We start from the raw sequence: 17,218 nt of genomic DNA, 5'->3' as shown, positions 1-17,218 counted from the left end.
GCTGCGATGCCTCACAGGGCGGTGGCGCGCGCGATGGCGTCCGCGGCGATGACCGTGCCGGCGGTGACGGTGGGCTCGGCCAGCTGGTCCAGCGAGATCGCCGCGCCGGCGGCGAGGTGCCGGTCGTACGGCAGGTGCCGGATCGGTATGCCGTAGCCGGCGAGCGCCCGGTCCGCCTTCGCCAGGTCGATGCCCTCGGACGTGGGATTGTGCGACACCAGCGCGACCAGGGTGTGCCGAAGGGTGTCGGGCGACGCGCTCGCCACCCGGTCCAGCGGCCCGCGCAGGCTCCGGATCCCGTCCGCACTCGCGGAGGTGACCAGCACGATCGCATGCGAGTCGGCGAGCACGGCCAGGGTCGCGTCGCTGTTCAGGCCGGCGGGGCAGTCCAGCACGGTGACCGCGAAGAACCGGGACAGGATCCTGGCTACGTCCCGGGCACCGGTTGGCGGCACCACCGCGTCGCCGTCGGGCGCGCCGGGCAGCACCGACAGGCCGCTGGGCGTACGGGCGATGATCTGGTCCACGCTGGCCGCGTCCAGACCGCGACCCGACAGCAGTTGCGGGCCGACCTGGCTGAGCGCCGGGGCACCGGTCACGCCCAGCCGCCAGGCCAGCGAGCCGGCGTTCGGGTCGGCGTCAATGGCCAGCACCCGGTCGGTCCGCCGGGCCGCGTACACACTCCCGACCAGCGCCGCCAGCGTCGACTTCCCGCAGCCACCCCGCACCCCGGCGATCGCGATCCGCCGCCCGGTCGTCACCGGTCGCTGCACGCCGGCCGCCGCTTCGGTCAGCACCTGTACGTCGTCGGCTCCGCCGAACAGCCGGCGGACCGACCGGGTCGCCTTGCGCAGCGGGGGTTCGCCGCTGCGGACTCGCCCGACCACGCTGTTGGGGTCGTACGAGCCAGCCGGCTGGCCCTGCGGTGCGGGAACTCTGGGGGCGAAATCGGTGTTGTGGACAGGTGGTCCAGGCTGGACACTTTGTTCACTGGAGGTGAAAGGTACCTGTGGGTTTGGTTCCCACGGCTGCTGGCCACCGTGGCTCGGTGCTGGCTGGTTTGGTGGTTGGGCCGGATAGCCGGGGCCGGCCTGCCGGGAAGCCGGGTGGGTGGTGAACGGCACGGCCGACTGCTGTTGTTGTGGCGGCCGTTGTTGTGATGGCTCAGTCGGCTGGGCCTGCGGAGCGGCCTGGTACGGCGTCGCAGGCCGGTACGGCGCTGCCTCGTACGGCCCCGGCTGGGATGGCTGCTGCTGGTATGGCGACTGCTGCTGGTATGGCGACTGAGCCTGGTAGGGCGACCCGTGCTCGTACGGGGAGGGAGCCTCGTACGCCGGGCCGGGCTGCGGGGCCGGCTGATACGGATCCTGCGGGTGCGCGGACGGCAGCGAGGGACCGCTGATCGGCGGCTGCGGGATGCGGGCCACCCCACGTGCGGAGCCAGCCTGTGGCGGCCGCGGTGCCCCACCACCTGCCCCACCCAACGGTCCACCGGCTGAATCGGTCGCTCGCTCACCGGGAGCGGACGGTGCCGAGGCCTCATTGGCCTGCACGTCGGCCTGCACATTGGCCTGCACGGCCTGGTTGTCGAGGTCGCGGAGCACGTCCGAACCCCAGTCGCGGTCCGTCATGTCTGCACCACCTCCCCAACCCCCAGCTTCCAGTCGATTGCCCGTACCCAACCCGGGCATCAGAACGTGTGCAACAGCCGCTCGTACACGCCGAAGACGCCGAGCGCGACCGGCACCATCGCTATCACGGTAACCGCCTCCAGCCGGTCGGTGAGCCGACGAAGCCGGGCCCGTACGTGATCTGGCGGCTCGACGACCAACACCGCGCTGGCGATCACCACCAGCAGGACCAGCCCGACGATCACCGCCCATCGCATGGTGCCGTCCGCCCGCAACCAGGCCAGCAGCAGGCCCAGGACGGCCAGCCAGGCCGCCCCGATCAGGCCGGCGACCTGCGGCACCAGTGGAAAGACCCGGGCTCGGGACAGCAGCGAGGCGGCCATCAGCGCGGTCAGCGGCAGTGTCCACGGGCTGATCGTCGAGGTCAGCAGCCAGCCGGCGACGGCGGCCGAGGCCGCCAGCGCGAGGGTGGCCAGCGACAGGCTGCGGTGCGCGGCCCGCAGTGCGCTCTCCACCGCCGGCCGGGTGACCTGCTCGTTCCGGGACCTTCGGTCGTCCAGCCCGGTCATCCCGGACAATCCGAGCGCGAGCCGGGGCAGTACGCCGAGCAGCACGACGGAGAGCACCGCGAGCACCGCGGCCACCTCCAGCGGTGGCACGCCGAGCGCGAGCGGCAACCACCAGGCGGCGATCAGTACCAACCCGCCGAGCCCGCCGATCACGCCGCCGGAACCGATCCCCGTACTCAGGCCGAGGGCGACCGCGGTGGCGGCGAGGCTCGCCGCGGCGACACCAGCTGCTACCGGGCCGCCGCCGAACAGGTTCCCGGTGCCGATCCAGCCGGCCAGTACGCCGGTGGCCCCGCCGGCCAGGATCAGCGCGGTGCCGATCGGCTGGGTCGCGTAGGTGGCCAGCACGATCCCGCAGAGCAGCAGGGCGAGGGTCCAGACCAGGTCGGCGCCGAGCCGGCCGCCGGCCGGGAACTGGCCGATGGTCAGGTCGGTGGCCAGCACCGTGCCGGCCACGATGGCCACCGTGCCGACCCACCGGCGCGGCACCGGGCCCCACCGCCAGGCCCGGCGGTCCAGGTCGTCGGCGACCTCTTCGGTCACGTCGTGGATCACCGCGGCTGGCGGCGCGTCGGCGAGCCCGACCACCCGCAGCACCGCGCCGTCCGGTACGCCAGCCTCGCCGAGGGTGGCGTCCGCGTCCAGCAGGGTGCCGTCGGCGGTGACCAGGTGCCGCAGCGTCGGCGGCTGGCCCGGCGGTTCGCCGGTCAGCCGGAGCGCCTCCGGCAGCAGCCGGCCGACCGGTTCGTCGGAGGGCACCACGATGTCCACCCGCCGCCGGCTGCCGGCGAGCGTCACCCGGGTGTAGCCACCGGCCGCTGAGGCCACTGTCTACCTCACCTCCCACTGGGTCGGCCGGTGCTCGACCAGCCGTACGACCGCGGTTGCTGACTTGGCTTGTTTGGCCTGGTCAGCGAGCGCTTTCTGAAGATACGACCAGCCCACGCAGGCGGCGCATCCCAGGCCTGCGAGGACAAGTCCGATCAGGAACCGCACCACGTTGTCAGAGATCGTCCGGCGGGTTCGCAGCCGCCCCCAGATCAGCGCGTCCCGGAGCCGGCGGCGGCGTACCGCGACGGACTCCAGCAGTTGCGTGTCATAGTCGCGGGCCATCTTCGTCCAAACCTCGGGTGGGATCAGTTTGCTGCGTACATTCTGGCAAGGTCGCGCTTGTCCGACCTGTCGGGCAGGCCGACCAGCGGCGATGGGCAGTTCTCTTCACGCTGACCTAACACCCGTTGGGGCAGACTTGGGAAAGACGATGGGGCCGTGGGCCCGCATCCAGGCGTACGGAGGTGAACGCATGGTCAAGTTCGACATGGGCGCGGCGACTCTGTCGACGCTGGCGAAGCAGACCCAGGGGTCCAGTGGTGACCTCGGTTCTTTGATCAAACAGCTGGTGGCGGCCGTGACGCCGTTGGAAGGCAAGTTCAACGGGGCCGGCCGGTCCGCGTTCGACACGTTCAAGGCGCAGTCGGATCAGGTGACCGCCGACCTCAATGGCGCGCTGTCCAAGATCCTCGGCGGTCAGGGTGGCATGAACTCCGCTTTCACCACCGGTGACCAGCAGATGGCCGACCACTCGCACCACGCGATGAGCACGGCGAACTTCGACGCGGCCCGCTTCGGGTCTTCACGCTAGGCGGGGGGAACAGAAATGGTGAACGCAGATCGGCGTAGTTACGACACGGGGCCCTCGCAGACCGTGCAGGGCGACCTCGCTGGGATCGTGTCCCGGCTGGAGTCACTGATCGGCGAGCGGCAGGGCGCGGTGAACGCCGCGATGGCCGACTTCCAGGCCGACGGCGTGTCCGAGCAGTACGCCGGCGTGGAGAAGCGTTGGAACACCGCCGCGAGCGAGGTCCGCTCGATCATCGCGCTGGTCAAGACCACGCTGCTGAACAACGACGACACCGCCACCACCGCGCTGAGCCAGGCCGGGACCGCGGTTTCCAACATCGGCTGACCGGCCGACACAGCTGAGGGGAGGACACCGTCGTGGGCGCTTGGGATCTTCACGTTCCCGCCATCCAGGGTGTGCTGACCAAGACCCAAGGTGTCGCCAAGGGCTTCGAAGCCGAAATGACCAGCCTGCAGACCTCCATGCAGAACGGCACGCAGGCGACCCAGTCGCAGATCATCGCGACCGCGATGTCGACCTTCGCCGACAAGATCAAGCCTGACCTGGAGTTCGTGGTCAAGCGCACCGGCGATGCGATGACCGGCGCGGTGAACGCGGTCAACGCGTACGTCAAGGGTGACCTGGAGATGGCTGCCAACGCACAGAAAGCCGCCTCGTCGGCGACTGTGCCGCCGGCCTGGGAGAAGAAGTAAAGGACTGGCTCCGCCGAGATGATCAACCCAGACGGAATCCCGCAGATCGGTGATGTCGAGGCGATCTCGACCAACGGGAAAGCCCTGCAGACCGCCGGGTCGAACATCTCCACCACTGGTGGCGATGTCGACTCGGCGTGGCAGGGCCTGAGCTCGTGCTACACCGCCCCGGAGGCCGCGCAGCTGTTCGCGGCGACGAATCCGGTGCGTACGAAGGCGGCCTCGGCCGGCACGGACATCGGCACTGTCGGGTCGGCTTTGGTGGCGTACGCGGCCGAAATCACCCCGCTCCAGGCCCAGTTGGCGAGTCTGAAGACGCGCGCGACGAAGTTCGTCGCCGACGTGAAGAACGACGACGACTGGCGCAAAGACGGCGACAAGGTCAACGAGCACAACCAGATGGAGACCGACGTCAACGGCGCCGTCGCGGCGTGGATGGCGGCCCAGCGGACCTGCGCGAACAAGATCATCGCGCTCTGGGGTGGCACGCCGTACGTCCAGGACAACGGCGACGACAAGACCGATCCCAACGAGTTCGGGTATTCGCAGGACCAGCTCAACCAGGCGCTGAACTCCGACAAGGGCCTGCCGTGGGGCAAGCCTGAAGAGCGGGACAAGCCCTGGTATGAGGACGCCTGGGACGGCGTTGTCTCGTTCGGCAAGGGCTTCATCGTGGACGGCCTGTGGGGCACGATCAAGGGCCTCGGAAATCTGGTCGGTTTCGGTGGCTGGGACGGCTTCGTCGCCTCCTGGAAGGGCATTGGCGAGCTGGCTTTGTTGGTGACGCCAGGGGCCTTGCCGCTGGCGCTGACCATCGATCAGACCACCGGCATTCCCGGCATGCCCAAGGGTGGTCTGAGCAACGACTACCTGAACATGGGCAAGAGCCTGATCGCGTACGACGAGTGGGGCAAGGATCCGGCACGGGCCAGTGGCGCGGTGGTCTTCAACATCGCCTCGGTCGTTTTCGGCACCAAGGGCGCCGGCGCCGGCCTCAAGGGCACCAGCCTCGCCGGCAAGGCCGCCGACGTGGCCGGCACCCTGGCGGCCAGGTTCCCCAAGATCGCCGACTTCACCGCCACCGTCGCGTCCAAGATCCCGGACGTGAAGCTGCCCAAGCTCACCGATCTGGTCGACATCAAGATCCCGAAGCTCGCCGACCTGAAACTCCCGTGGTCCAAGACGCCGGACCTGAAGATCCCGCATGTGGACACTCCGGACGTGAACTTGCCGCACACCCCGGACGTACACCCGCCACACGCCGAACTGCCCGACGGTCCGACCAACCCGCACGTCCACGACACCGACGTGAACACCCCGCACGACCACACGCCGACCGACACGCACGACCCGAACGCGCCGCACGACCCCGCGAATCCGCACGATCCTGCGAACCCGCACGACCCCGCGAATCCGCACGATCCTGCGAATCCGCACGATCCCGCAAACCCGCACGATCCCGCGGGTACGCATGACCCCGCGAACTCGCATGACCCGGCCAACTCGCATGACCCGAGTGGGCATGACGCTCAGGGCAGTCACGGGCATGATGGCAGCCCGGCGGATCCGCACCTGGGCCATCAGCCGGACGGATCGTGGAAGGGCGAGAACGGCCTACATCTGAACCCGGCCGACAGTGCCGCGGCTGATCACTTCATCGACCAGGTGGCTGGCCACGAGCCCAAGATCAGCGGCAGCGTTGATTCGCTGACTCACCACATCGAGGGCGGGAAGCTGGAGGGTTTCGAGTACCGGCTGAAAGGCGCGGACTCGCTCAAGCGCAAGCTCGCCACCTACCTCCTGGAGAATCCGGGAGCTTCCGTCGCCGATGGTCTCGCCGACGTGAAGGACGCGGTTCGCTACACCATCGACGTGCCTGGCGGCCAGTATTCGGCCGGGGTTGAGCACGCGGTCCAGGAACTCCAGCACCAGGGCTACCAGGCGGTGAAGTGGAAGCCGAGCTGGACCAACGCACCAGGTGACTACAAAGGCATCAACTCGTTCTGGAAGGACCCGAGCACTGGCCAGGTCTTCGAAGTGCAGTTCCACACTCCGCAGAGCTTCGACGCCAAGATGGTCACTCACGAGCTATACGAGGCGCAGCGGCTGCCCGGGGTCTCGGCCGAGGAGATCGCCCGCCTGCAGGCCGAGCAGGGGCAGATCTTCAGCCACGTACCGATCCCGCCGGGTGCCGGTGAGATCCCTCCGCCGACTATCGTGAAGTAGGAGGGCTTGATGGAAACCATTACTTATTACGCGAAATACAACGAGCGCACCTCGCCGAGCAATCCGATCGGCGTGGTCCGTCACAGAGTGATAGACGGTCAGGACGTCGACGAGGCTTTCACCCGCAACCTGCGCTGGGAGCCGACTGATTACCTACGGCTCTATCGACTCGGTCACGACGACGTCGACCACGTGGAGATCACCGAGGCCGAGGCTGACGCCTTTGTCAAACGCATCAGTGCGAAGTTGTCCGGCGAAGGCTGAGCGAGTGCCGGTCGATCTGGAATGGGTGGAGCGGTTCGCTCGGGAACGGCATGCCGCGCAGGTTGACAAGGCGGGCCGGCCCTACGCCGAACACCTGGCCGCGGTGGCCGGCGGGATTGCCGAGCGGGGTGGCAGCCCGGACCAGATCGCCGCTGGCTGGCTGCATGACGCGGTCGAGGACGGGGTGCTGACCGAGGCGGAGCTGGCCAGCCTGGACGTGCCGGAAACCACCCGGCGGATGGTGCTGGCGATGACGAAGCGGCGCGGCGAGCCGGCGGCCGACTATGCCGCCCGGATCCTGGCCGAGCCAGGTGCCCGGCTGGTCAAGGAGAGCGACCTCGCCCACAACGCCGACCCGGCCCGACTTTCGGTGTTGGACGAACCAACCCGGCAGCGGTTAACCAGGAAGTACGCACGGATGCGCGAGCTGCTCGGCCTCACCAGCTGAACGTACGAGCCGCGTCCGCCGCCAGGTCTTGCATCACGTCCCGCATCTCCAGGTCCGCTAGCCACTGCGCCGGAATCGCGGCCGTACCGGCCACGGCGCCCAGCAGGTTGCCGCAGAGTGCGCCGGTGGAGTCGGCGTCGCCGGAGTGGTTCACCGCCAGCAGCAGCGCGTCCCGCAGGTCGTCACCGGCTAGCGCGGCACAGACCGCGATCGCCAGCGCCTCCTCGCCGGTCCAGCCGCCGCCGAGGCTCTCCAGCAGCTCTGGCGTCGGCCGGCCGGCGGTGGCCAGCGCGATGCCAGCCGCCAGGGCGGCGGTCGTCTCCTCGTGCTTCGGCCAGCGGCTCAGCTCGGCCGCGGCGGCTTCCAGCGCATCCGGCAGCGAAGCGTCCGCGTACAGGACCTGGCTCACCACCGCTGCGAGTACGCCGGCGGGCAGGTAACCGGACGGGTGGCCGTGAGTCAGTGCGGCGATCTCGCTGCCAAGCGCGAAAGCGCGCCGCAAATCGCCGCTGACGAACCCGGCCGGCGCGGCCCGCATCACGCCGCCGCAGCCTTTGGAGTCGTTGATCGGGTCCGCCACCGTGCCGGTCGGCCCGCCGGCCACGGTCGCCCGCAGCGCTGACAGACAGGTGTTTCCGGGCGCCCGCAACGAATGCAGGTCGGCGATCCCCAGCAACCGGCCGGCCGGCTCGGCCGGCGGGCCGCCCTGGGTTTCCAGCCAGCGCAGGTAGGCCTGTCGGACCGCCTCGACCTGGTCGCCTTCCGGACCGGCCAACAACAGGCCCTCGAGGGTAAACAAGGTCATCTGGGTGTCGTCGGTGATCGCCCCACCGGTCCGCCCGTACGCCGGCGCGTAACTGGTCAACCCGGCCGGCCCGTACCGCTGCCGAATGCCTTGAATAGACAGGAATTCGATGGGGGCGCCGAGCGCGTCACCTACCGCGCCGGCGAGCAGACAGCCGGCCATCCGCTCCGGCAGCATGCTTTCGGTCCTCCCACGGCAATGGTGATGTGCCCTTCACCGTACTGCATGGTCCGATCGCCTGATTTCCCTGATTTTGGAACGAATGTGTACTCGATCGACGGACAAACGTGCCCGGAGTCCGCGACTTGCCGCTCCAGTGCCGGCCAGCGGCCGCTCAGCCGGGTCGGTACGCGCACCGCTGACTCGGCCATGGCGCCACTGTGCGATAGCTCATGCCAGGGTTGTTGTTGCTGCTCATGGCGTATCAGTCATGCTGGACCGCAGGGACGTCACACTGAGACCCGGTGCGACGGAGATTCACGATGGAGGTGGTGACCCGGTGCAGCCGAACGCGGCGAACTCGGTTCCCAGTATCACGGTCGACCAGGTGCCCGCGGACGCCTACTTGCTCGACGTCCGGGAGGACGACGAGTGGGCGGCCGGACACGCCCCGAACGCGGTGCACGTCCCGATGGCCGATGTGCCGGCCCGGCTGGACGAGCTGCCCGACGACAAGCCGATAGTGGTGACCTGCCGCGGTGGCGGCCGGTCGTCGCGAGTGGTCGCGTGGCTGCAGTCCCAGGGCATCAACGACGCTGTCAACCTGGACGGCGGGATGAAGGCCTGGTCCGCCGCCGGCCGTGACATGACCGCCGACTCCGGCCAGCCGCAGGTCATCTAGTCGTACGCAAGAGGGTGGCCCGGCGCTGCGAACACGCCGGGCCACCCTCGTATCTATAGGTAAGGGTTACGCCGGGCGGCGGAAACCCTTGACGGCGAACAAGATGCCGACGACTGCCAGCACCGCGCTGGCGCCGAGCGCGGAGATCACTCCGGTGCCGACCGGTGTCGCGAGCGACAGGTGACGGGACGCGTCCACCGCGTACGTGAGCGGGTTGATCGTGGCGACCACCTTCAGCCAGATCGGCAGCGCGGCCAGCGGGACGAAGGCGCTGGAGGCGAACATCAGCGGGAACATCGCCAGGAAGCCGACGGTCTGCATCGCCTCCTCGTTCCGCAGCCAGGACGCGATCGCGAGGAACACCCAGGTCAGCGCCCAGCTGACGGCCAACGCCAAGAGCAGCGAACCGGTCACTCCGAGGATGCCGCCGGCCGGGTTGAAGCCGAACAGGATCGCCGCGAAGATCAGCAGGATGACCAGCTGGATGGCCGAGCGTACGAGATCGCTGATGCTGCGGGCGACCAGCACGGTGCCAAGCCGGATCGGCAGCGACCGGAACCTGGCGAGCACTCCGTTCTTCATCTCGGTGACCAGCCCGACGCCGGACTGCAAGGAGGCGCCAATGCCGGTGGTCACCAGGATCGCCGGCATCAGGTAGTTGATGTAGCTGCCGCCCTGGGTGAGCCCGGAGCCCATCAGTGCCTTCCCGAACACCTGACTGAACAGCAGCAACATGATCAGCGGCTGCAGCAGGCTGAAAATGATCAGCCGCGGGTTGGTGAGGAACTTGCGCAGCGACCGGGCGGTCAACACCGCGATCTGGGTGCCGACGCCGGCGCCGTGCCAGTCGCGCTCCCGAACGGGAGCGGCCGGCGGTTCTATGGGTTTGGTGAGTGTCGTTGTCATAGGAAAGTCCTTTATGGTCAGGCCGCGGTGGCGGTGGAGTGCGCGAGGGCGAGGTAAACGTCGTCCAGGGTCGGTTCGCCCAGCGCCAGCTCGGCGACCTCGATCGAAGCGTCGTCCAGCGCTCGTACGACGGTGGTCAGCTGCGCGGAGGCGGTCACCGGGCTGGTGATCGTCTTGCGACTCGGGTCGTAGGCCGGCTCCAGACCGGCCTGGCGGAGCACGTCGACGGCCCGGCCGGACTCGCTGTTGTCGACCAGGGTGGCGGTCACCGACCGTTGCCCGACCTGCGACTTCAGCTGCGCCGCCGTACCGGCCGCGACCACCTTGCCGCCAGCCAGCACGGTGATCGAGTCGGCCAGCCGGTCCGCCTCGTCCAGATACTGCGTGGTCAGCAGTACGGTCGTACCGTCCTGCACCAGCGACTCGACGATCTGCCACATGCCGACCCGGCTGGCCGGGTCGAGGCCGGTGGTCGGCTCGTCCAGGAAGATCACGTCCGGATGGCCGACCAGACTGGCGGACAGGTCGAGCCGCCGCCGCATGCCGCCGGAATAAGTCTTCGCCAGCCGCTTCGCCGCCTCGGTGAGGTCGAAAATCGCCAGCAGCTCGTCGGCGCGAGTTCGCGCCTGCGCCTTGGTGGCGCCCAGCAGTCGGGCGATCAGTACCAGGTTGTCGCGGCCGGACAGCTCCTCGTCGACCGCTGCGAACTGGCCGGTGAGGCCAATCCGGGAGCGGATCTGGTGACCGTCCTTGGTCACGTCGAACCCGGCGACCCGGGCGGTGCCGCTGGTCGGCGGCAGCATCGTGGTGAGGACATTGACGAGCGTGGTCTTGCCGGCTCCGTTGTGACCGAGAAGGCCCATCACGCTGCCTTGCGCCACCTCGATGCTGACTTTGTCCAGCGCGGTGACCTTGCCGAACGTCTTGCTGACATTGATGGCTTCTATTAGTGGTTTATTCATTGTTTCCCCCTCGGAGGTCTGTTTTGTCAGAGTTCGGGCGATAGGCGCCGTACAAAAGAACGTCGACTGTCTGGTTGAGATAGGCGTCGATCTGCTCTTGGGTGGGCCCCTGGTCGCCATAGCGCATCCGGGCGCCGAAGACGAGGCTGAGGAACAGCTGCGCGAGCTGGTCCGGTGGCACCGTCAGCTGATCCCGGTCGGGTTCCAGCAACTCGGCGACGGCCTCGGTGACGTTCCGCATGAAGTTCTGCGGACCGTTTTCCTTGGGCTCCTTATGGTCGTGGTGCTTGCGTACGTCATGGCCGGAGGCCGCCAGCGCCTGCATCAGGGTGCCGATCCGGGCCATTTGCTCCTGCATGACCATGCCGGCGCCGCGCAGCCGCTCCGGCAACGGCGTCTCGGTGCCAATCGCCCGCATCCAGCTCACCGCGTCGTCCATCTTGAAGACCTCGGCGACGCACGTACGGATCAGTTCTTCCTTGTCGTCGAACGCCCGGAAGACCGTGCCCTCCGCGATCCCCGCGGCCTGCGCGATCTGCTTGGTCGTCACGTTGGCGCCGTGTTCCAGCACCAGCGGCATGGTCGCCTTGACGATCGCCGCACGGCGATCCTCAACACTCATCGCCGGCGCCCGGCGTCGACCCTGCTCGATGTCCATGCCCACAGAGTACGAGTGAGCGCTCACTCATTTCAAGACCGAATGAGTGAGTTCTCACTCACATTGAGCTGGGGGCGCGAATGGGTGAGTGCTCAAGCACTCGTGGATGTCTCGATCTGATGGGCGGGTTAGCCGCGGTCTAGCAGGGCGGTGGCTAGGGCGGCGCCTGATGACCAGGCGGTTTCGATGCGGGGGGAGCCCCAGGAGTCGCCGCAGAGGCCGATCATGGCGTCGCCGAGGTGATAGGTGGGGTCGTTGCCGCGTCCACCTGCCGGCCGGGCGTGCGGCCAGAGGTGAGTGTGAATCCAGTCCGGGGTGCCGGTGACGCCCAGGTCGGCGAGGGCCGCCAGCATCGGGCCGGCCGGGTCGGTGCTCGGGTCGGCCGCGGCGGATCGGGCGTACGACACCGTGGAGTGCGCGACCAGGACTGGCGCTGAGTCGCCGCGGCGGGCGCCGTCGTCGGCGACGAAGCTGAGGATCGGGTGGTCGTTGACGAAGGTGCCGTTGGCGAACGGCCAGCAGCGTTCCCGGTAGCCGACGGCGACCGCCACCACTGGATCCCACGTGATGTCGGTCACTGCTGCGCGCTCGGCCGTGAGGGACTCGTCGAGGATTTCGGCGGCCGCCGCGTCCGGCATCGCGAGGACGACAGCCCGGTAACGGCGGCCGTCCGCGGTCGGTCCGGGGCCGACATGGGTCACCGGAGCGCCGAGCGCGATCGGCAGGCCTTCGGCTAGGTCCTGTACGAGCGCCTGTAGTCCGGCTGGCGCGGCATACCGCATCGGACCTGCGCTTACTTCGGCTGGCCGGCCCGGCGCGTACGCGTCGAAGGTGTCAGTCCATGGGCGGGCGACACCACGCTTGACCCAGTAGGCCACTATGTCTGAAAAGTCACGATAGCGAGCGGTGAAATATGACGCACCCAGATCGACCGGACGGCCGTGCAGGTGGGGTGCAAACATCCGACCACCGGGCGTTTTCCGTACTTCCCGGAGCTCAACCGACAGATTGCCGGAAATCAATCGACGTGCACACGAAACGCCAGCGACCCCTCCGCCGATGACTAGATGAGTGGTGGAGTCGTCGCTGGCTGCAGTCTCGGTGGGAATGTGGCCGTTAACCCTGGACATGGTGTGCACCATCTACGAAGATTTGTTACAGATTATCGGGACGGAGGGTGACATCGGTGACGCTCGCGATCCGTGATGTGCCGCACGACCCGCGAAGCGCGGCCGCGGTGCGTCGGGAACTGAGCCGTGAGCTCGGCGCCCGCAGAGTGTCCGCGGACCTCACCGACGATGTCGAGATCCTGGTCTCGGAGCTGGTCGGCAACGCCGTGCGATATGCGAACCCGCTGCCCGGCGGCGTGCTCCGGATCGCTTGGGAGCTGGCCCGCAACGACGAGGGCCACGAGGTGACCCTCCGCGTGACTGACGGCGGCGCGATCGACGCCGCCGGTTTCCCGCACCAGATGGATGCTCCGCTGGATTCCGAGACCGGCCGTGGGCTGCGCATCGTGGCCACTCTGGCCTCGGACTGGGGAGTGGACACCGAGGCCCCCGGCCAGTCGGTGTGGGCCGTGTTGCGGCGCAAGAGCACTCCTCTCGAGGTGGCTTAGGTAGCGGGTCGGCCACGCTGAGTCGCTGACCCTGTTTCATCTCTCCACTCTGGTCCATCTACGCTCGCTTGGTTCCCCCGCCGCGACAAAGGAGCCGACGCCGTGAGCAAGACCGCATCGCGAGAGCGCCGGGCCCGAAACGTACGCGCTCAGGACAAACGTGAGCAGGACGCTTTCGTTGGCCGGCCGTTCGAAGGCCTGCAGTCCGAGACCGAATGGGTCGCGATGCGCGAGGTGGTGCCCGCGGCGACCGCGACCGTACGCCTCACCGACTCGGTGGGCGAGCAGCTCGCCGGCGTCGAGGTCACCCTCGCCACCGTGCTGCCGCTGACCTGGCCCGGCCTGGTCACCCCGGACGGCCGGCGGATGCTCGCGATGCAGTCCCCGGCCCGGTCCGGTGACCTCAGCCGTGACCTCGCGCAGGCGCTGGAGCTGGCGCTCACCGCGCCGCCGAACCATCGGGTGGTGCTTTCCGGCCTGCCCGGCCGTGGCCGCCGGCTGCAGGACCTGATCGAGGCCGAGCCGCTGAAGGTGCGGAGCCACCCGAACTTCGACTTCTGGCTGAACACGGTCGAGCCGGCGGACGAGGAGGTCACCGGTGGGATGAAGCGGGCCAACTCGGTGATGGAGCCGACCGTACGAGTGCAGCCGGACCTCTCGGCGTACTGGTGCCAGACCGGCGGCAAGGCGCAGCTGCGCTGGGTGCTGCCGTGGCAGGAGGACGCTGCGCTGCAGGCCTTGTCCCGGGTGTACGCGCAGGACCAGCTCACGCTCGGCACCGACTCGCGCTACATCGGCGCGTACCGGGCGCATGGCCTGCTGATCCCCGTCTGGGACCTGCCTGGCGAGCCGACCGCGGCCGACTGGGAGCCAGTGGTGGGCAGGGTCGCCGAGGCGCTGACCACGGCCGAGGCCAACGACGAGCCGCTGACCGCTCCCGAGCGGCGCGCCCGGGACGGCCTGCGACTGCGCCAAATGACCCTCCGCTAAGAGGCTATGCGCCGCGCGGATGGCGCCGATCGGCCGCTTGTGGATGGTCGTGCCGGAGCGCTCGCACGACTACCGTACGAGGGGTGACCGAGAGCGCGGCGGAACCTCCTGAGCCCCCGCGGCAACCGGCTGCCCCCGAGCCGCTGGAGCTGCTGGACGCCCTTGCGGCGCCGCTCGACGGCGTCGAGGAGCCTGACGACGGGCTCGACCTGTCCGAGGGCGACGCCGAGGCGGTCGAAGCACTGCGGGCCGCGCTCAACCTGCTGCACACGGACCAGTTCGACGACATCGTCGACGCGGTCCGTTCGGTGGCCCGCGCCGAGCGTCTCCGGCTGTCCACGCCGGAAGGTGTGCAGGCCGCGTTTGCGCAGGTCATCGCCGAGTTGCAGGCTCGGGGCGTACGAGCGGACGGGCGGCCCATCAGCGGCCCGCAGGATGTGCTCGGCTGGATCGCCCGGGGGATCGACGCGGTCGATCGCGGTGAGGCGTACTTCAATCTCGATCCCGGCCAGACCGGTGCCGCCCGGATGTTCTGGGAGGGCGACCTCATCGACCCGGGCACCGGCCAGTACGTGGCCGCCGACCCGCAAGCGCCGGCGGGTGAGGGCAACCGCCTGTCGAACAAGCATTTCGCGACTGTTGTGTCCAGCAAGCTGTGGCAGGAAGGTCAGCCGGCGACCCCGGTGGAGAGCACCCCGGACGGCCGGCTGATCGACAAGCTCGGGCTGGGTAGCCGAGCGGTCGGCGACTACCTCTCGGGCGTTTTCGACTCGCTGGAGACCACCGGCGCGGCCGCGGCGGACATGTCGTTGCTGTGGCGGATTGGCGGCGGCGGCGGAGGCGGTGGATCGGCCGCGCGACCGGTGGCCAAGTCTTTCGCCGACGTGACCCGGCAGGCGCTCTTCACCCAATACGGCTTCCAGGCCGGCGAGGCCATCTCGTCCGCCCGACGGGTCGGCGCGGTCGCGCCGGCCGTCGGCGTGGCGACGCAGGGGGTCGCCAGCGGGTCGATCTATCGCCAGCAGGTCGCGCCACTGCTTCAGCCGTACGCCAAGTCGATCGTCTATTCGAGTCCGGCGGGCGCCGGTGCCGCCGCAGTGGCCGGGGGAGCCGTCGCGGCTGGTCCAACAGCTGCCGCTGTCGCTGGAGGTGCGGCGGCCTCTGCGGGCGTGGCGGCTGGCGCTTCCGGAGCCGCTGGTGCTGGGGTGGCCGGTGCTGGCGTGGCCGGCGTTGCGGGTGCGGGCGCCGCTGGGGTGACCGGCGCGGGCGCTGCCGGGGCAGCGGGTGCCGCCGGAGCTGGAGCGGCCGGGGCAGCTGGTGCTGGTGTGGCTGGTGCCGCTGGGTTGGTCGAAGGCGCTGAGGTCGCTGAAGAGCAGTCCTTGCTGGCCAGGTTGTGGAGTCGCGCCAAGCCGACCGACTCCGCGGCGCCAGGTGCGGCCGTACCAACCGGTGCCAGCCAGGCGGAGAAGCCCGAACCACCGGTGAAGGCGGGGTTCCGTGGCAACGCGGCCGCGTCGGTGGATCCGGCCGAGGCAGCGCAGGCCAAGCAGCCCAGCCCACCCCCGCCGGCTGGCCAGCCCACCCCCGCCGAGGCGGTCGCACCCCGTCCAGCGACTCCGTTGGAGGACCTGGCACCGGTCGAGATCGTCGAGGGTCCGCTCATCGACCTGCGCTCGCCGGCCCGCCAGGAGCCACCAGTGGCCGGCGGCCCGTCCGCCGGCTCAGGACCACCGCCCGCTGGACCACCGCCCGCTGGCGTCGGCCCCGGGCCAGCGCCGAGTGCGTCGCCACCCACCGCCGCTCCTGGACCGGCCGCTGGCGGACCTCCGCCGGCCGCGTCGGGAGCCGGGGGTCAGGCCGAGCCGCCGGACGTACGCCCAGCTCAACCCGTTAACCCAGCCCAGCCCGTCAACTCAGCCCAGGCCATCAACCCAGCCCAGCCCGTTGAAGCGGCCCAGCCGGTCCGTCCAGGCAGGTTCAGCGGTACGCCGCCGGCCGACGATCCGCGGATACCGCCGCTCGCCGCCCGGCCAGCTGCCGCACCGCCGGCCGGCGAGCTGGCGCCGCTGCCGCCGGCCGACGCCCAGCGAGCCCGTGACCTGCTCGACCGTGCTCGCAAGGCCCGCGAACAGGGCCGGGGTGTGCAGCGACGCGGTGGCACCGGCCAGCAGCCGCCCCCACCCCGAACCCAGAGCCCGCCCCCCGACCAGCCGCGCCGCGGCCCGCGACCGGGTCACTAAGCGTTAGCGCAGGTGGTCGCAGAGGTTGTAGTCGACCAACCGGCATTCGTCGCCCTTGTCCCGCCAGCGAGTGACCGACGTGTTGCGCACCGGGTTGTCGCGGATCACCGTACGCAGCTCCCGCTCGTCGAGGCCCTCCAGCACGTAACGCAGCATCAGGACGACCGCGTCATGGCCGACCAGCAGGACGCAACGCTCCGGACGCCGGCGGATGTCCGTGAGCACGGCCCGCATGCGGAAGGCGACATCGGCCAGCGACTCGCCGCCTGGCGGCCGGTAGTAGAGGTCGCCCAGCCGGTCCCGGCGGGCCGACTCGGCCGGGAAGCGGCGCCGGATCGCGGCCGCGGTGAGCAGCTCGAACTGGCCCATGTCACGGTCTCGGAGCCGCTCGTCGGGCACTGTTGGTACGGCCGGGCCGCCGGACTCGGCGAGGGCCGCGAGGGCCAGCTCGGCGGTCTGCTGGGCGCGTCGAAAGACCGAGCAATAGACCAGCTGGGGCTGCCGGGACGGTGGCAGGGTGCCGAGCCAGCGGCCGAGCGCGGCCGACTGCCCCCGACCCGTCTCGGTGAGCAGGACGTCGGCGTCCCGGTCCGGCATCCCGACCGGCTCGACGCCGGTCCGGTCGGCCAGGCCGAAGGCCGCGTTGGCCTCGCTCTGCCCATGTCGTACGGCGATGATCTCGCGCCCGTCGGCGTCCGCTGTGATCATCCCCGGCCCCCGGTCGTG

19 protein-coding genes are annotated in these 17,218 nt (G+C 69.6%); 10 read left to right on the top strand and 9 right to left on the bottom strand.

Annotated features, from left to right (window positions below; translation table 11 throughout):
• Window positions 1-11 precede the first annotated feature (11 nt).
• From ABD301_RS13630 to ABD301_RS13620, 3 genes are read right to left on the bottom strand one after another with little or no spacing between them, the layout of a single operon-like run.
• Entirely contained in the window at window positions 12-1,631 is a 1,620-nt protein-coding gene (locus tag ABD301_RS13630; protein WP_344310382.1) for a CpaE/TadZ family protein, read from the bottom strand.
• Window positions 1,632-1,690: 59 nt separating this feature from the next.
• Complete coding sequence (eccD, locus tag ABD301_RS13625; protein WP_344310380.1) at window positions 1,691-3,028, bottom strand: type VII secretion integral membrane protein EccD; 1,338 nt, start codon at window positions 3,026-3,028, stop codon at window positions 1,691-1,693.
• A 3-nt stretch (window positions 3,029-3,031) separates the two neighbouring features.
• Window positions 3,032-3,313, bottom strand: a complete 282-nt coding sequence (locus ABD301_RS13620) for a hypothetical protein (protein WP_163568523.1) — start codon at window positions 3,311-3,313, stop codon at window positions 3,032-3,034.
• A gap of 190 nt (window positions 3,314-3,503) precedes the next feature.
• Between ABD301_RS13620 and ABD301_RS13615 the strand changes: the two genes are divergently transcribed.
• From ABD301_RS13615 to ABD301_RS13590, 6 genes are read left to right on the top strand one after another with little or no spacing between them, the layout of a single operon-like run.
• Window positions 3,504-3,842, top strand: coding sequence for a WXG100 family type VII secretion target (locus ABD301_RS13615; protein WP_163568524.1), 339 nt, complete (start codon window positions 3,504-3,506; stop codon window positions 3,840-3,842).
• A gap of 15 nt (window positions 3,843-3,857) precedes the next feature.
• The gene (locus tag ABD301_RS13610; RefSeq protein WP_344310377.1) at window positions 3,858-4,166 is read left to right on the top strand and encodes a pore-forming ESAT-6 family protein; all 309 of its coding nucleotides are present in this window, start codon (window positions 3,858-3,860) and stop codon (window positions 4,164-4,166) included.
• Window positions 4,167-4,198: 32 nt separating this feature from the next.
• On the top strand, window positions 4,199-4,534 hold the full coding sequence (locus ABD301_RS13605; RefSeq protein ID WP_344310375.1) for a DUF6507 family protein: 336 nt from the start codon (window positions 4,199-4,201) through the stop codon (window positions 4,532-4,534).
• 18 nt (window positions 4,535-4,552) lie between these two features.
• Window positions 4,553-6,760, top strand: a complete 2,208-nt coding sequence (locus tag ABD301_RS13600; RefSeq protein ID WP_344310373.1) for a hypothetical protein — start codon at window positions 4,553-4,555, stop codon at window positions 6,758-6,760.
• A 9-nt stretch (window positions 6,761-6,769) separates the two neighbouring features.
• Window positions 6,770-7,024 carry a hypothetical protein gene (locus ABD301_RS13595; protein ID WP_163568528.1) on the top strand — a complete coding sequence of 85 codons (255 nt, stop codon included), beginning with the start codon at window positions 6,770-6,772 and terminating at the stop codon, window positions 7,022-7,024.
• Between the two features lie 4 nt (window positions 7,025-7,028).
• The gene (locus ABD301_RS13590; RefSeq protein ID WP_344310370.1) at window positions 7,029-7,472 is read left to right on the top strand and encodes an HD domain-containing protein; all 444 of its coding nucleotides are present in this window, start codon (window positions 7,029-7,031) and stop codon (window positions 7,470-7,472) included.
• Here ABD301_RS13590 and ABD301_RS13585 read toward each other — a convergent pair.
• On the bottom strand, window positions 7,462-8,454 hold the full coding sequence (locus tag ABD301_RS13585; RefSeq protein WP_344310368.1) for an ADP-ribosylglycohydrolase family protein: 993 nt from the start codon (window positions 8,452-8,454) through the stop codon (window positions 7,462-7,464). The two genes, ABD301_RS13590 and ABD301_RS13585, sit on opposite strands and share 11 nt — an antisense overlap.
• A gap of 322 nt (window positions 8,455-8,776) precedes the next feature.
• Here ABD301_RS13585 and ABD301_RS13580 point away from each other — a divergent pair, with 322 nt between their 5' ends.
• Entirely contained in the window at window positions 8,777-9,118 is a 342-nt protein-coding gene (locus ABD301_RS13580) for a rhodanese-like domain-containing protein (RefSeq protein ID WP_279580384.1), read from the top strand.
• A 66-nt stretch (window positions 9,119-9,184) separates the two neighbouring features.
• Here ABD301_RS13580 and ABD301_RS13575 read toward each other — a convergent pair whose 3' ends face one another.
• The 4 genes from ABD301_RS13575 to ABD301_RS13560 form a co-directional block, all read right to left on the bottom strand.
• Entirely contained in the window at window positions 9,185-10,024 is an 840-nt protein-coding gene (locus tag ABD301_RS13575) for an ABC transporter permease (RefSeq protein ID WP_163568530.1), read from the bottom strand.
• A 17-nt stretch (window positions 10,025-10,041) separates the two neighbouring features.
• Window positions 10,042-10,986, bottom strand: coding sequence for an ATP-binding cassette domain-containing protein (locus ABD301_RS13570; protein WP_344310363.1), 945 nt, complete (start codon window positions 10,984-10,986; stop codon window positions 10,042-10,044).
• Window positions 10,979-11,644: a TetR/AcrR family transcriptional regulator gene (locus ABD301_RS13565; RefSeq protein WP_163568531.1), complete on the bottom strand. Its 666-nt coding sequence runs from the start codon at window positions 11,642-11,644 to the stop codon at window positions 10,979-10,981. The genes ABD301_RS13570 and ABD301_RS13565 overlap by 8 nt, the downstream gene beginning before the upstream one ends.
• Window positions 11,645-11,772: 128 nt before the next feature.
• A complete protein-coding gene (locus ABD301_RS13560) occupies window positions 11,773-12,774 on the bottom strand; it encodes an FAD-dependent oxidoreductase (RefSeq protein ID WP_163568532.1) in 1,002 nt (333 codons plus the stop codon).
• Window positions 12,775-12,830: 56 nt separating this feature from the next.
• Between ABD301_RS13560 and ABD301_RS13555 the strand changes: the two genes are divergently transcribed.
• The 3 genes from ABD301_RS13555 (at window position 12,831) to ABD301_RS13545 (ending at window position 16,492) form a co-directional block, all read left to right on the top strand.
• A complete protein-coding gene (locus ABD301_RS13555) occupies window positions 12,831-13,262 on the top strand; it encodes an ATP-binding protein (RefSeq protein ID WP_344310360.1) in 432 nt (143 codons plus the stop codon).
• A gap of 102 nt (window positions 13,263-13,364) precedes the next feature.
• Window positions 13,365-14,252 (top strand): DUF5926 family protein, encoded by an 888-nt coding sequence (locus ABD301_RS13550; protein ID WP_344310358.1) that lies wholly within the window; start codon window positions 13,365-13,367, stop codon window positions 14,250-14,252.
• Between the two features lie 83 nt (window positions 14,253-14,335).
• Complete coding sequence (locus ABD301_RS13545) at window positions 14,336-16,492, top strand: hypothetical protein (protein WP_344310356.1); 2,157 nt, start codon at window positions 14,336-14,338, stop codon at window positions 16,490-16,492.
• Window positions 16,493-16,495: 3 nt separating this feature from the next.
• Here the strand turns inward: ABD301_RS13545 and ABD301_RS13540 are convergent, their stop codons facing one another.
• On the bottom strand, window positions 16,496-17,200 hold the full coding sequence (locus ABD301_RS13540) for a histidine phosphatase family protein (RefSeq protein WP_163568535.1): 705 nt from the start codon (window positions 17,198-17,200) through the stop codon (window positions 16,496-16,498).
• Between the last annotated feature and the right edge of the window lie 18 nt (window positions 17,201-17,218).

This window comes from Fodinicola feengrottensis (assembly GCF_039530045.1).
In the GTDB taxonomy this organism is placed as follows: domain Bacteria; phylum Actinomycetota; class Actinomycetes; order Mycobacteriales; family HKI-0501; genus Fodinicola; species Fodinicola feengrottensis.
Note: the sequence above shows the minus strand (reverse complement) of the source record. Positions and strands in the feature narration are given on the sequence as shown.